The sequence below is a fragment of the Croceicoccus estronivorus genome (genome assembly GCF_001625325.1).
GTDB classification, from domain to species: Bacteria; Pseudomonadota; Alphaproteobacteria; order Sphingomonadales; family Sphingomonadaceae; genus Caenibius; species Caenibius estronivorus.
In genome coordinates this window covers 1-13,992 of record NZ_JRQQ01000004.1, presented here as the reverse complement: position 1 = coordinate 13,992, position 13,992 = coordinate 1, and the positions used below count along the sequence as shown (strand labels likewise).

The following is a 13,992-nucleotide window of genomic DNA, read 5'->3' as shown; positions in this document are numbered from 1 at the left end:
CACCTTTCCCTATTGGCGGACAATTATTGGCAGTCGGACCCAGCCGATCTGGAATTCCGAAACGGCACGCTCCGCAGTTGTGTCGTCGATTTCGTAATCGGGGAAGCGGCGCAGCAGTTCTTCGACGATCAGGCGTCCTTCCAGACGCGCAATGTGGATACCGATGCAGAAATGCGGCCCCATGCCGAATGCCACGACACGCCGCGTCGGACGATCCCAGCGGAACGTGTCGGGATCGTCGAATTCCCGCTCGTCCCGATTGGCCGATGCCGTCAGCAACAGCACCCGTTCTCCCGCACGCATTGCGGTGCCCGCAATTTCCGCATCGGCTTTCAGAGTCCGGCCGAACCATTGCGCTGGCGCGAACATGCGGACCATCTCTTCAAACGTCGAGGCCGCATTGGCGGCTGGATCTTTTGCCACCGCCGCTCTTTGATCCGGTCTGTGCCACAGTTCGCGCAATCCCCCGCTGACCACTTTCGGCAGAGACTCCGTGCCGCCGATCAGGATGCTGACGAGTTGGTGCGCGATCTCGTCATCGGTCAAAGGCCCCCGCCCTGATACTTCCGCCGCAATCAGGCCGTCGATCATGCGGGGATCGCCTGGCACCGTCCCGGCGCGGCGACGAGCGACCAATGCCTTCAGACGCGCGGTAATCTCCGTAATTGCCGCCCAGCCATCCTCTGTGATGCCGGATTGGCCCGGAGCACGCACCATGGAGCGGTTGACCAGCGATATCGCATCCGGAATTTCGGACAGCGGCAACCCGACAACATGGCACGCGGCACCAGCCGACACATGGCTGGCCAGATCGTGATTGACATCCATCCGACCCGTGTCGGCCAGAACATCCAGCCGTTCCCGCACGATGGAGCGCAGCATTGGCTCAAATTTCGCAACCGCGCCCGGAAGAAGGGAGACCCCCATCGCACGCCGGACATGGCCATGCACCGGCGGATCGAGATTGTTGAAGATGTCCAACGGCTCCAGGTGCGGTTCAGGCACAGTCTCCGATGCTGGCGCTTCCAGCAATTCACGCGGAAAGACCTGCCCTTCGGCTTCGGTGAAGCGATCACGATCCAGAAACGCGTCCCACACATCCTGAAAACGGGACAACGCCCAGGCCCGATACTGCGGCAGGGGATAGACAGGAAAATCCTGCCGCAACCTCCGGTAGAGCGGCTGCGGGTCCGTCATCGCTTCCAGCGAGAATGGATCGTATTGAAATTGAAGAGTCCCGGTCGACATGAATTGCGCCCTCAGAAATCGAAACCGATCTCCACCCCGTAGGTGGCCGGTTCGGAATAGGCGAACACCTGATCCGCATATCCGGTCAGTATCCCACCGATACCGTTGCCCTGGATCACGTGACGCTTGTCCGTGATATTGCGGCCCCACAGGCTGAATGTGAAGGGGCGGCCATTCCATTCCCGTTCCAGAGTGACACGCGCATCCAGAAGGCCATAGGCCGGGATGAGATTCTTTTCCCGGCCGGGAACGGCCGGGCCCGCGCCCGATGTGGCAAACGCATCATCCTTCCACCGGTAGTCTGCGTGAGCGGTCAGCTTTCCGCTGTCGAAGCGGAGGAAGGTCCAGTCGCCAGTCAACGTCACCGCATGCTGCGGGGCAAAGGGAATAACGTAGAGCGAAGCGATATTGTCCCCCACCTGATACGGCGAGGAAGGATTGACCACCGGATCGAACACGGTCCCGGCCCCTGCCGTCACCCGGCTGATTTTCGTATGCAGGTAGGCATAGGATACGGACAGCGTCAGGTCCCTGAACGGTCTGGCCGTCACATCGGCCTCTATACCGCTGATCCGCGCCTTGCCCGCATTGGTGGTCGCCGTGACGGAAGGGTCCTGCGGATCGAGCGACTGATCCAGCTGAATCCCGCGATAATCGGTGATGAAACCGGCAAGATTCACTCTCAGCCGCCGGTCCAGCAAATCGGTTTTCAGGCCGATTTCATAACTGGTCACCTTTTCCGGCCCGAATGTAACGGCGAAATTCGGTGAACCTTCATTGGCCCCGCCCGCCTTGTAGCCTGTGGCCACCCGGGCGTAGCCATTGATGTTGTCGGAAAATGCCATGCTGGCGACAAACGAAGGGTTGAACCGGCTGAAACGCTGCCGGTTGCTCGTGCCCGGATCCTTGGGAATGACAATCGTCCCATCCGGTGTCGTGATATATTGATCGAGATAGTCGCGCGTGGAATTGCGCTTGTCGTGCGTGTACCGTCCACCGACAGTCAATTTCAGGCGGTCGCCGAGAACAGGGGGAGTCCAGGTCAGTTGGCCGTAGGCGGCTTCGGAGATCGAAAGAGCCCGGACATTGCGGTAATTGTGAATGATGAGGTCCGCCGAAAAATCGATACCGACCTCCTGATAGTGGGAGGCGCGTTCGCGGAAGTAATATAGCCCCGCAACGTACTCGATACGGTCACCGATGCTGCCGACGGCCTGGAATTCCTGGCTGTATTGTCGGCTACGGACGTCTTCGAGACCAGTCAGCCCGTAGCCGTAGGCACCGGCGAACTCCTGATGACCGATGAATTTCACCCGGCGATAACCGCTGATCGATCGCAATGTCAGGCTGTCGCTTGCGACCCATTCCACATTCAGGGTGTGATCGTTGAAGTTGGTGGTACTGAGCGGGAGATTCACAGGCTGATAAGCCCGATACCCATCGCCGTCATATCCGGGCACGACGCCGACCAACCCCGGATTGACGTAAAGGATCGGCGTGTTCGATACCTTGCCGATCTCATAGGAATAATCGACCGTGACATCCGCACTTGGCGTCCAGCGGGCCGCGACACGGCCTGCTACCTGCCTTTCGAACTGGAAATCGTTGGAATCGCGATTGGGATTTTTCGCATAGCCGTCGACACGGCTGAACAGGCCGGTCAGCTTGATCGCGAAATCACCCATGGCCGGCAAATCGACATTCACGAGCCCCCGCACACGGTCGCGATTGCCGTAAGTGAACTTGCCGCGAACCTCGGCCTCGCCGGTCGGTTTTCTGCTGATGACGCTGACTGCGCCGCCAGTCGTATTGCGGCCGTAAAGCGTGCCTTGCGGGCCGCGCAACACCTCTATCCGCTCGATATCGGCAAGATCGATCGTCGATGTCTGCGGACGGTTTACAAACACACCATCGACGTAAATGCCAACTGCCCCATCACGGGTAATCTGCATCGGGTCGGCGGCGCCCTGCCCACGGATGAAATAACTGAGCGTATTGGAAGAATTGGGATATGGCGCGGAATAGATACTGGGCGTGACCGCGGCAACACCCGCCAGGTTCGTAATCCCGCTCGCAGTCAAGGCTTCCGACGTCAGGGCCGAGATCGCAAGCGGCGTACTCTGGAGGTTTTCCGCTCGCTTCTGCGCCGTCACGACGATTTCCGCAATGCCTCCGCCATTGCTGCCGTTTCCCTGCGCGGCGGTATCGTCCGATGTCTGGGCAAGCGCCGTACCCGATGCCAGCATGGTACTGACGACAGCGATTATGCGTATCGTGCGGATCATTGGTCCTCTCCGGTAAAATCATGGCCATCTGCCGATGCGTGGCCGTTTTCAGTCGGAATGCTATGCAGGGCCGGAGCGGGCGGGAAGCACTATGGCTTTTCAGAAACTCGCATCGTTTCAAATGCCAACATTTTCCAAAGGCCCGGCGACTTCCGGTCTATGGAATCCCCATGGCAGTTCCGTTATCCTGCGGCTGCAGCAGAGAGGGCGCGCCTGCACGGTAGGCCCCGAAAATGGAGAAGTGATCGGTGAACGGTTCTGTCTCTCTGGAAAGTCGCCCCGTACGACGGATCAGGGATTATCGCGTCGATGCCATGTATTCTGCACCGGGCATCAACCTGCAGCTCCGCACGTACAGCCATGACACGCCGAGCCAGGCGGGCAAGGCGAGACGCGATCACGTGTTGAGCTTCAGCCTCAATGGACGCCCCCAAGGGTCGACGGGATGTTACGTCCGGCGTCACCGCCAAACCCGTCCCTTCCGATTTGGCGACATCACGTTCGTACCCGGTGGCGTTCCCATCATCGGTTGGGGCCCCGGCGGTGTGCAGCAGACGTTGTCCTGCCGCCTCGACCGCGGCATGTTCAAGGTATTGGCACCGTTCGAGGACGGCCTGTCGGACGAACGGCTGCTGGCCTGTGGCGACATTCGCACGCCAGGAATGTCCGAGATCATGCGGCGCCTCGCAGCGGAATTACGCTCCCCCGGCTTTGCTCACGAGACCATGGTCAATCTGCTGATCCAGACGGCAATGGTGGATGTCGTCCGCCACGTTCGCCAGACCATAGAAAACCAGCGGCCTGTAGCCGGTGGTCTTTCAGCCGCCCAATTACGCCGGGTGACCGAATATATCGAAAGCTCGCTGGCGCAGAGCCCGACCATTTCCGAACTCGCCCAGGCCTGCGGCATCAGCCCCGGACATCTCATGCGCTGTTTCCGGCAATCGACAGGCGAAACCATTCACGAACATGTCCAACGGACACGGATCGGCCGGGCGCAACTGCTGCTCGCCGAAAAAGGGCATTCGATCAAGGAAATCGCCCATATGCTGGGGTTCGCCACGGCGAGCAGTTTTTCGGTCGCATTCAAACGATCTTGTGGGCAAAGCCCATCGGATTTCAGGCGACTGGTCCGCCACTGATACCGCTTTTTTGGGCGATTATATATTTTGCAAACTTAGCCTGAACCGTCACGATATTTGGTCCGGTCATATTCTGAGATGTTTGCGAAGAGATAGCCAACTACACCGCCAATAAGCGCCGCGACGGCAGCGCCGTCGATGATTTTTTCCATGGCCAGAACGATGATCGCGGGCATGAACATAGCCACAGAAAGCATTTGGATTGCTCGGACACCCAAGTTCCTGCCCGAATGCCAACGGTTTACGAAGAGTGCGATTATCGCCAGCGGAATAGAACTGGCTGCGATTAACTCGATACAATCGCGAGGGGTCATTCCGACTTCTCTGGGGCCGGCTTGCCCTTGGTGACCTTCTTTAGTCGCTCATCCCACTTGGCCTCGTCCTCGTCGCATTCGAGTTCGCGGACCAGTGCCTCGAACTTCTCGCGCTGGGTTTGCGTTTTACCTGAGGTCATCTCGCGCTTTCTATCAGCGTCTCGACGACATCACCATTCTTTTTACGATCTTGTGCATATATGCGAACGGTCATGCCTTTAGCTCTGAGTAGTTCGGCTATATCTTTGGCTATCTCGATATTAGCGGTTTCCATCACACTCTTTGCCCCCCGCTCGGGGAAGCCATAGACCTTATACATTTACCGTGCTCTCATCTGCCGGCGGGTGCCGGGTGGTTGAACACGTGCGAGCACGGTGCAGCACGCCTCCCGTATTCGCCGAGAGGCTATTGTATTCCGGGAGCCGCCCGACATACGGCGGTTCCGTGCTCTGCACATGTTGTGCACCATCAAGGCTGTTCAGACCCGGACGGCTTTGACTGGATATGGCTCTTTGCGTCTTATGTCCATGTGCTATCACGCAATGGCAGGGATAGGTCGGCCAACCGAAAGCGCAGCACTCCGAGGCGTTTCCCTGCTCACCATTCGGAGAGATCCGAACGGAGCGGGGATGAGCGCAGGTGACAGCGATGCAATCGATTTTCAAACTTGGCTCACACCCGCACAGGCACTCGAATCGCTCGCCGGGAAATGGCCTGATGCAGAAATCCGCAAGCGTTGGATATACCGACGCCTAGCGAGCGGACAGATCGTTTCGATAGCAGCAACCTTTAGTCACAACAGGCAGGTCAGCACAGGCGAACCCACGGCCATCCGCCCAGAGTTCTGGGCTGACCCCTGGCGACAATTGGACGCCGATTTTTGGGAAACAGGGGACATTACGATTACCGATGAGGAGCCGTTTGTTGGGGTAATGATCCTTCCTGACACTACACCAATGCGCCCGACCAACCGCATGGAACTATTCGACGTTCGCTTTGATCCGACTGCTTTCCCGGAAGTCCCGGTCGCAAATAGCGATGATGTTGTAGATCCAACAGGCACAGATCTCCCACCTTTGCCCACAGCAGAGACGAAACGCTATCTGACGGTGTACCTTGAGGCATTTGGCGAGCAGGTGACGGAGGGAAAAGCGCTAACCGCCACCCGTGCAGCCTATCCAAAAAATTCAATCTCACGTGAACAATTCCGCGAATTGCTCCGCGAATTACGAGGTCCCGGAAAACGAGGGAAACCGCCTATTCGCGGCTAATTTCCCGCGAATATAATGGCGAATTAGGCCGCGAATATCAGGCGGAGTAGCTTGCCGTTTATGGGGCCGAGCTGGTGCTACTGAGGCATTGCTAAGCCGAAGGTCCGGGTCCGATCCCCGGCGGCTCCACCGAAAAACGAAAGCCGCCGAACCCCTAGAGGCTCAACGGCTTTCCACGCTGATGCGTGGCATTGCTAAGCGGTCATTTTCATAGCGGAAGCCCCAACTGCCGTCCACATGAATTCTTTAGCGATTTGCGGTGCGGCTTCGTCCGCCAACGTTGAAACTGCGCTTACGGGCCTTCGGTCCAATCTTCTGATCAGGCTTCGAGACCAGTGCTGCTATAGGTTAAACGCTTGCCGACAATCCCGCGTAGTGCTTCCCGCGATCTGTCGCGGTCATTGAAACCATTCGCTTCGCGGTTGTTATAGCGAAACTCGAACTCACTGACGTAGCGGTGCAAGTGCTTCTTCCCACAGTGTTGATAAACGCCTTTCATGCCCCGCTTGAAGATCGAGAAGTAGCCTTCGATAGTATTGGTATGAATCTGTCCACGGCCATATTCGCCACGACCATGGGAGACAAAATCGTGCTGAGCAAAATGCTGGTCAAGGAACCTGTACTGGCCAGCCTCATCCGTAACTACAAACGCTTCGTAATCGATATTCGCTTGCAGGATGGGGGTCAGATCGGCGGCGCGCAGCGAGTCCACCACCATGGATCGGGCGCGACCTGTATTGCGGTCAACAAGCGAGAGAACCTTGTACTTGTGGTGAAAGCCGCGCCCCTTCTTATCTCCCTTGGGCTTGATGGTGCGGTCATGCCCAATGAAAGTTTCGTCGATCTCCACGATGCCTCCATCTCCGCCCATCGGAGCCAGATCGCCCGACCGCATGGATTCGCGGATGCGATGCGATAGAAACCAAGCCGTCTTGTAGGTAATCTCAAGTACGCGGTGTAATTGATGAGCGGAAACGCCTTTCTTTGAACTCGTCATGAGATAGACGGCCTGCAACGCTTTGTGCAACGGAAGACGCATATGCTCGAACACTGTGCGAACCTTGACCGTGAACTGCTTCTTGCAGTCGCCACAGCGCCACAGGCCGACACGAATGCGCTTTTCAGGGTTCGCCTTGACCTTGGTAATGCGATCAACGCCGCCGCAATGCGGGCAGGTTGCTCCGTCCGTCCAGACGATGCTTTCCAGATAGCGGAAGGCCGCTTCTTCGTCGTGGAAATAGGGCTTCGAAAGGACGGACACTGGCTTAACTCCTTACCCTTTAGAGCATACCAGAATCAGGTGTGTTTGCAAAATATATAATCGCCCTTTTTTGGGGGCAAACCGAACAGACTGGCCTTGCCCAACTACCCCAACATCTTGGTCATGCGACCGAGAGTGTCATAGGACGGATCGTCGGAACTGACAGTCCCACGCAGGACCCCCGCAGTATGGCTGCTGGGGCTGGCAAGCTCCTCCCTCGACCAGTCGACGACACGGCGGCGATGCGCGAACAGCCAACGGCCTTCTGTTTTGATGTAATGGTCGAGATAGCGGCCACCGGCGGTAAACTGGATCGTATCACCCGCTTCGATCATGTGGTGGTTTACGGTGTAGACTTCCCCTTCGGCTTCCTCGCCAAATACACGCACGATCATATTTCCGACGAGATGCTGGGTAATCATGGTACCCATGGATTGGCGCAGCCATTCCACAAATCCGGTTGCTTCACCCGAAAATGCCTCGCCATGATTGTGAATTGCACCGGGCGCGTAAAGACTGAGCAGGAGCTGGAAATCCCTCCGGTCCACTGCCCGGCTGTAGCGGGCAACCAGATCGGCTATCTCGGCGCGGGCGGCCAGATCCTGTATCGAAAACATCGCATCGCTCGAAAGCTCTGAAAAATGTCCTGTCGATGCATCCTCAGGCGTTTTTCCGTTCATGACTGTCCCCCGGTGTTTATGTGATCGCGCACCCTATGGAACCGACTCCGAAACGCAACGGTTGCAATGCATCCGCCGGACGAGCGTGGGATCACAATCGCCACGCCAGCCAGCCAACGCTTCAGACAACGGCTGTTCCTGCAAAAGCATTCAGCCGCTCGCCCCAACAGGCAAGCGGCTGAATTTCAAGACCATACCCGATTGGGCACCGCCCCCATCCCAACGGCGGGACAGGGGCGAGTGTGGATCAGTATTCGACCGAGAAATCGATCCCGTAAGTGCGCGGACGCGTAAAGACGCCTGCCACAACCGTGCTGAGGTTGTTCATGAACAGGAATTCACGCTCGTTGAACAGATTCTTGCCGAACAGCGAGACGTTTGCCTTCACGCCGCCAAGATCGAAATCCCGGATGCCGATCCGGCCATCCACCAGCCAGTAGGCTGACAGCTTGGCCACCGCATCGGTTTCAGGCACACCGATCGGCACGACATTGGCGGCCGACTTCGAACGATAACGCGCGTCGATCCGAACGAACGGCACCGCACCATTGCTGAATTCCGCGAAGTCGTACTGTCCGCCCAGCGAGAGGTTCCACTTCGGTGCGTCACGCGGGGTGGCGATGTCGAGACCGTCGCGCCCAACATCCACACCGCCAACGACGAAGGATTCATAGATGAACTTCTGATAGCCGATGTTGGTATTGAGAGTGAGGCCACGAACAGGCGCAGCCTGCAATTCGACCTCGAAGCCCTTTACCTTCGCCTTGCCGGCATTGTCATATACCAGCTGTCCATTGAGGAACTGCTGCACCTGCAGGTCCTTGTAATCCATGTAGTACGCATCAGCATTCACGCGCAGTTTGCGATCGAAGAAGTCACCCTTGATGCCGATTTCATAAGACGTCAGCTTTTCCGGGTTGAAAGCAATACCGGCAACGATGCCACCCGATACATAGCCGGTCGTCAGCTTGGCATAGGCAGTGAAATTGTCACGAGGCTTCCACGAAGCGATCGCAGTATAGTCGATATTGCTGAAATTGCTGGTGTGCTCGCCAATCCCGACGTTTGTCGTACCGCCCTGCAGGCTGCTGATATCGACGAACCGCCGATCCCACGTGGCGCGGATACCTCCGGTAAGATCGAACGAAGGCGAGAAATGATAGGTCAACTGACCGAATGCCGCCTTGGATTCATTCTTCGAAACCGAATTCGTCACACCACCAACTGGCGGCAAGGCCACGTTATCCGGGTAAGCCTGGAACGTGTACAGCGGGTCATAAGCGGGCGAACGTTCATTGAAATAGAACAGGCCGCCGACGAAATCGACGTGATCGGTCGAAATGTTCAATTGCAGTTCCTGCGAGAACTGGCGCTGCTTGGTCTTCCGCACCGACTGGAGCAAGGTGTAAGGCGCGCCCGATCCTTCGGGATCGACCAGGCCACCGCTCGCCGCGAGGTCGAAGCTGTTCGGGCTGATCTTCATCCAACGCCAGGCGCTGATGCTCTTCAGCGTCACGGTGTCAGTGGCGTTCCATTCCATTGTGAGGCTGTGGCCGCCAGTGCGCAGGTGCTGGTCGGTGTTGAAATTGTAGATTTCATCCAGCGGACGCGTGCCAATGTTGGTGTGCCCGCCGAAGTAGCTCTGCGCGCCAAGAATGGCGGCCGCATAGGCGCCGCCATCGCCGCCTGAGAATCCGACGACCTGCACCGGCTCACCAGTTGCATGGGTATCGGAATAGTCGAACTTGTAGTCGATCGTGAGATCGTCTGCCGCTTCCAGATGAGCCGCGACACGGAAAGCATCGGTGTTGCGTGCGCCGAGCCTCTTCGCTGCGGTCAGCACCCCATAGCGGCCTTCCGTGGACGGACCGTAATCAATCGACAGGCCAGCTGCCGAGTTCTTCTTGTATCCTGCGGATTCGTCATGAAGGTAAGTCATCGAAAGGCTCAACGGCCCAAAGGCCGGCAAGTCGATGGACGTACGTGAACGGAATGAATCATAGTTGCCGTACGACAGGTCCTGCTTGATGCGCAGTTCGCCGCTCGGCGTACGGCTGATCAGGCTCATGGCACCGGCAGTTGCGTTGCGCCCGAAAAGCGTGCCCTGCGGACCACGCAGGATTTCGATCCGCTCGATATCGGCGAGGTCGAACAGTGCACCACTCGCACGTCCGATATAGACGCCATCGACGTAGATGCCGACCGAAGGATCGACCGCATTCAGCGTCGCACAGCAACCAATCCCGCGAATGGTGATTGACGGTGCACTGGGATCACCCTGATCCTTGACTGTCACGTTGGGGGCAAGACCGTCCAGGTTGCCGATGCTGGTAACGCGATTGTTTTCAAGCGCTTCGGTGCTCAGCGCCGTGATCGCAATAGGCACATCCTGAAGGTTCTGTTCGCGCTTCTGCGCAGTGACGATAATTTCCGTCAGGCCACCTTCTTGCGCCTGATCGGCCTGAGCATAAGCAGCTCCGGCAACAAACATCGAGGCGCCGGCCAGCAGGCCGGCAGTCGTCTTGGCAAATTTCATGATTGGCATTCCTCAAACCGGGACGCGATCAAAGGTCAGGAACGCCGAACGCCCTGCCTTCACGCACTCAACACATTGGATATGATTTCAATTTCGGACCCGGCGTCCCAACAGGACGCATGCACCGAAGGAAACACGCAGCGATATTATGGACTGAAGAACATGACGCTATCCCTCCCGGCACCGCTCGATGGCCGCGATTTCCCTGCCGCAGACCAATTACGGACGATTAGTTATTGCTCTTTTATAAAGCACATAAATTAAAATATGTGAGTGTCAACAGCAAAGCGATGCTTGCCCGGACGCGTCGAATTTCGGCGGAAATCCGCCAGATTTTGGGGTTCCTGTCGGCAGGGGCTATTTGCGTGATGCTGCTGCCGGATATGCAAATGGTGCGGAACGGCGAGTCTTATGACCGCAGCCGAATCCCATTTGCGCTGACTATCGAAGAGGTTGCCTTCGGAAGCAAGAACGCGTCAATGCTCACCGCCACGAATATCGTAGCGCAACCTCGTTTACAGGGCTCATCGGCGCGGCCATCCCGAACAGAGGCACTTACCGCAAACGCGGCAAAACAAACGCCGGGACATAACGGTCAGTCAGCCGCGCCAATCCGCCGCTGTTCCTGGATCACACCTTCCACCAGAGCGCGAAAGCCGGTTTCCAATATCCGTTCGGTATTGCCGGACGTGATCCATGGCCTCTGCTCGTCCAGCATCTGCCTCTGCTCCTCGGTGAGGTATCCAATGCCGTTGTCCAGATCCAACTGGTTGCTGCTGGCCACATCTTCCATATCGGCCGGCAGATAAGTCCGAATCAGGCCAAGCGTTCCGGCGAGGAACCACGCGGATGTTTCCACCAGCGCCTGCTCTCGGAAACCCATGTACTTGAGCACGAGCAGCACCGGCATCTGCACGCGCAGCCAAGGGCCTGCCAACTGCCCATCCCATCCCATGAGCATCATGACGCCACGATGCCGATGATACAGGCTGACAACCTGCTTCTGCCAGAACAGCAGTTGATCGCCCCATGACAGATCTTCGGGTATCTCGGGAAAATCCCGAAAGACCTCGGCCGACATGGCGTTAAGTAGCGCAGTCCAATCGGGAAAATACCGATAGAGGGCCGGAGCGGACACACCCAGTTCGCGCGCAATCGCAGCCATGGAAAGCTCCGCCGTCGGGTGCGCATCCAGCATCCCGACCGCCTTTTCCACGATCGCCTCAGCCGACAATACCGCAGGTCGTCCCCGAGGCCGGATGCGCAGCACGGTCCCCTTTTGCCCGGCCATATCGAATTACCCCTTGTTCATCATTTGAATTTAATTTACGTCATTAACAAAATGTGCTTAGCCGATTTCCGGCTGTATCATAGCGTCATCGAACATAACAAGGAGGAGAGAAATGGCAGAGTTTCTGATCAAAGGCGGTACGGTGGTCGATGGGACCCTGGCGCCAGCTTATCCGGCCGACGTTCGCGTCTCCGGGGAACGTATTGTTGAAATCGGTTCCGACCTCGCCCCTCGCCCGGACGAGCAAGTGGTCGATGCGAGCGGTTGCTACGTAACCCCCGGCTTCATCGAAACCCATACTCACTTCGACGCGACGATGTGGTGGCAGAACGATCTCAACCCCCTGCCTGGCTATGGCGCAACGACGATTGTCATGGGCAATTGCGGATTCTCTGCCGCTCCTATCTCCGACGACACCAAGGTCCGCGACGAAATCGTCGGGATTTTCGCCTTCTTCGAAGACATCGACAAGGAAGCATTTGTCAACGAATTGCCCTGGGACTGGCGCAAGTGGTCCGAATACAAGGCATCGATGACATCGCGCATCAAGCTGCCGCTCAACTACGCTGCGTTTGTCGGCCATATCGCCATTCGCCTCGCCGTAATGGGCCTGGACGCCTGGACACGTGCGGCGACCGACGAAGAAATCGAACGCATGTGCGAGTTGCTGGATGACGCCTGCAAGGCCGGCGCTCTCGGACTTTCCACCAATCAACTCGACTTCGACGGCGACGAGCGGCCCGTGCCGACCTTCGCAGCCGAGGACAAGGAATACCGGGCTCTGTTCGAAGTTCTCGAACGTCACCCCGGAACGCTGTGCCAGGTGGTGATGGATACCTTCATCCGGCTGACTTGCCCGGATGCGCTCGCACGCTTCGCTCGCCTGACCGAAGGTCTCGACGTTCGCGTACAGTGGGGCGGGATGCCGACACTGGATTTCCAGAAGCCGATCCTTGAAAACCTCAAGGCCCAGCACGAAAAGCTCAAGGCGGATGGTCGTGATTTCTGGACCGCCTACACTCACGTATCCCCGACCAACACGCTCTCGCTTACCAAGTCGCTGATCTTCGCACAGTCCGGCGATTTCGTGTGGCATGAAGTCGTGACGGCCGATAGCTGGGAAGAAAAGGAACGGCTGCTGGCCGATCCCGAGTGGCGCGCCCGTGCCCGTGAAAGCTGGGACACCAAGGCATGGGACCATGCTCCCATGAACAACCCGGACCGTCTGCTGCTCCGCAATTCGGACAATGGCGTCGGCCCGATGAATCTCACGCTTGTCGATTACATGAAGATGACCGGCATCGAGCATCGCTCTGACGCGATGGCGGACTGGATCCTTCGCAATGGCGTGAAGTCGACCGTTCACATGGCCCCGTTCCCCATGAACGAAGAAGTGATCATCGAACTTATCCGCGACCCCAAGTCGGCGGGTAACGTCTCTGACGCCGGGGCTCACGCCCAGATGTTCTGCGGCCCGGGTGAAAACATGTTGTTGTTCACCTACTATGTCCGTCAAGGCAAGATCACGATCGAGGAAGCCGTCCACGTACAGACCGGCAAGCTGGCTGAGCATTTCAACCTGCAAGGCCGTGGCGTGCTGGCAGTCGGCAACCCGGCCGACATCACCGTGTTCAACATCGACGAGATCGAGCGGCGTGAAGAACGCAAGATCTTCGACACTCCCGATGGCATGGGCGGCGTCACCTGGCGTTATACGCGCGATCCCGCGCCGATGCGGCTTACCCTGGTGAACGGCACCCCGACCTTCGACCCTTCGGGTGCGACAGGTACTCGCCCGGGCGAATTCCTCTCACCCGCGCCGGAGTTCCAGTACGCTCAGGCAGCCGAATAAGCAGAGTCATCTGATTGTTCAGGGACGGGGTGGAGGCGATGGTCTCCGCCCCGTCTTTTTTATCGCATCGGGGAAATCCACTACCTGCGGAGCAGATACGCAGGCAGTTGCC

Annotated in this window: 12 protein-coding genes; 3 read left to right on the top strand and 9 right to left on the bottom strand. The window is 57.8% G+C overall.

Annotation, left to right across the window (positions count from 1 at the left end):
• Positions 1-9: 9 nt before the first annotated feature.
• Positions 10-1,248, bottom strand: a complete 1,239-nt coding sequence (locus tag MB02_RS07740) for a cytochrome P450 (protein ID WP_067535143.1) — start codon at positions 1,246-1,248, stop codon at positions 10-12.
• Between the two features lie 11 nt (positions 1,249-1,259).
• Positions 1,260-3,533 carry a TonB-dependent receptor gene (locus tag MB02_RS07735; protein ID WP_067535139.1) on the bottom strand — a complete coding sequence of 758 codons (2,274 nt, stop codon included), beginning with the start codon at positions 3,531-3,533 and terminating at the stop codon, positions 1,260-1,262.
• Between the two features lie 248 nt (positions 3,534-3,781).
• Between MB02_RS07735 and MB02_RS07730 the strand changes: the two genes are divergently transcribed.
• The gene (locus MB02_RS07730) at positions 3,782-4,675 is read left to right on the top strand and encodes an AraC family transcriptional regulator (RefSeq protein WP_156495455.1); all 894 of its coding nucleotides are present in this window, start codon (positions 3,782-3,784) and stop codon (positions 4,673-4,675) included.
• A 35-nt stretch (positions 4,676-4,710) separates the two neighbouring features.
• Here MB02_RS07730 and MB02_RS17670 read toward each other — a convergent pair whose 3' ends face one another.
• The 3 genes from MB02_RS17670 to MB02_RS07725 form a co-directional block, all read right to left on the bottom strand.
• Positions 4,711-4,851 (bottom strand): hypothetical protein, encoded by a 141-nt coding sequence (locus tag MB02_RS17670; protein WP_170304672.1) that lies wholly within the window; start codon positions 4,849-4,851, stop codon positions 4,711-4,713.
• Positions 4,852-4,985: 134 nt separating this feature from the next.
• On the bottom strand, positions 4,986-5,129 hold the full coding sequence (locus MB02_RS17665) for a hypothetical protein (protein WP_156495453.1): 144 nt from the start codon (positions 5,127-5,129) through the stop codon (positions 4,986-4,988).
• Positions 5,126-5,308, bottom strand: coding sequence for a hypothetical protein (locus MB02_RS07725; protein WP_067535133.1), 183 nt, complete (start codon positions 5,306-5,308; stop codon positions 5,126-5,128). Before MB02_RS07725 ends, MB02_RS17665 begins: the two co-directional genes overlap by 4 nt.
• Before the next feature lie 310 nt (positions 5,309-5,618).
• On the opposite strand from MB02_RS07725, the gene MB02_RS07720 reads away from it, so the two are divergent.
• Entirely contained in the window at positions 5,619-6,260 is a 642-nt protein-coding gene (locus MB02_RS07720; RefSeq protein WP_067535130.1) for a hypothetical protein, read from the top strand.
• A 319-nt stretch (positions 6,261-6,579) separates the two neighbouring features.
• Here the strand turns inward: MB02_RS07720 and MB02_RS07715 are convergent, their stop codons facing one another.
• The 4 genes from MB02_RS07715 to MB02_RS07700 all read right to left on the bottom strand — a co-directional run bounded on the left by MB02_RS07715 (position 6,580) and on the right by MB02_RS07700 (position 12,028).
• Positions 6,580-7,521: an IS1595 family transposase gene (locus MB02_RS07715; protein WP_067535126.1), complete on the bottom strand. Its 942-nt coding sequence runs from the start codon at positions 7,519-7,521 to the stop codon at positions 6,580-6,582.
• A gap of 104 nt (positions 7,522-7,625) precedes the next feature.
• A complete protein-coding gene (locus MB02_RS07710; protein WP_067535123.1) occupies positions 7,626-8,201 on the bottom strand; it encodes a nuclear transport factor 2 family protein in 576 nt (191 codons plus the stop codon).
• A 247-nt stretch (positions 8,202-8,448) separates the two neighbouring features.
• Positions 8,449-10,737 carry a TonB-dependent receptor gene (locus tag MB02_RS07705; RefSeq protein WP_067535346.1) on the bottom strand — a complete coding sequence of 763 codons (2,289 nt, stop codon included), beginning with the start codon at positions 10,735-10,737 and terminating at the stop codon, positions 8,449-8,451.
• A gap of 595 nt (positions 10,738-11,332) precedes the next feature.
• A complete protein-coding gene (locus tag MB02_RS07700) occupies positions 11,333-12,028 on the bottom strand; it encodes a TetR/AcrR family transcriptional regulator (RefSeq protein WP_067535119.1) in 696 nt (231 codons plus the stop codon).
• A gap of 112 nt (positions 12,029-12,140) precedes the next feature.
• Between MB02_RS07700 and MB02_RS07695 the strand changes: the two genes are divergently transcribed.
• Positions 12,141-13,880 (top strand): N-acyl-D-amino-acid deacylase family protein, encoded by a 1,740-nt coding sequence (locus MB02_RS07695; RefSeq protein WP_067535116.1) that lies wholly within the window; start codon positions 12,141-12,143, stop codon positions 13,878-13,880.
• Positions 13,881-13,992 lie beyond the last annotated feature (112 nt).

What these genes read in the sequence shown, in the direction of transcription:
- MB02_RS07740 (WP_067535143.1), bottom strand. Translation starts at nt 1,248, where the DNA reads ATGTCGACCGGGACTCTTCAATTTCAATACGATCCATTCTCGCTGGAA.
- MB02_RS07735 (WP_067535139.1), bottom strand. Translation starts at nt 3,533, where the DNA reads ATGATCCGCACGATACGCATAATCGCTGTCGTCAGTACCATGCTGGCA.
- MB02_RS17670 (WP_170304672.1), bottom strand. Translation starts at nt 4,851, where the DNA reads ATGCCCGCGATCATCGTTCTGGCCATGGAAAAAATCATCGACGGCGCT.
- MB02_RS17665 (WP_156495453.1), bottom strand. Translation starts at nt 5,129, where the DNA reads ATGACCTCAGGTAAAACGCAAACCCAGCGCGAGAAGTTCGAGGCACTG.
- MB02_RS07725 (WP_067535133.1), bottom strand. Translation starts at nt 5,308, where the DNA reads ATGTATAAGGTCTATGGCTTCCCCGAGCGGGGGGCAAAGAGTGTGATG.
- MB02_RS07720 (WP_067535130.1), top strand. Translation starts at nt 5,619, where the DNA reads ATGAGCGCAGGTGACAGCGATGCAATCGATTTTCAAACTTGGCTCACA.
- MB02_RS07710 (WP_067535123.1), bottom strand. Translation starts at nt 8,201, where the DNA reads ATGAACGGAAAAACGCCTGAGGATGCATCGACAGGACATTTTTCAGAG.
- MB02_RS07705 (WP_067535346.1), bottom strand. Translation starts at nt 10,737, where the DNA reads ATGAAATTTGCCAAGACGACTGCCGGCCTGCTGGCCGGCGCCTCGATG.
- MB02_RS07700 (WP_067535119.1), bottom strand. Translation starts at nt 12,028, where the DNA reads ATGGCCGGGCAAAAGGGGACCGTGCTGCGCATCCGGCCTCGGGGACGA.
- MB02_RS07695 (WP_067535116.1), top strand. Translation starts at nt 12,141, where the DNA reads ATGGCAGAGTTTCTGATCAAAGGCGGTACGGTGGTCGATGGGACCCTG.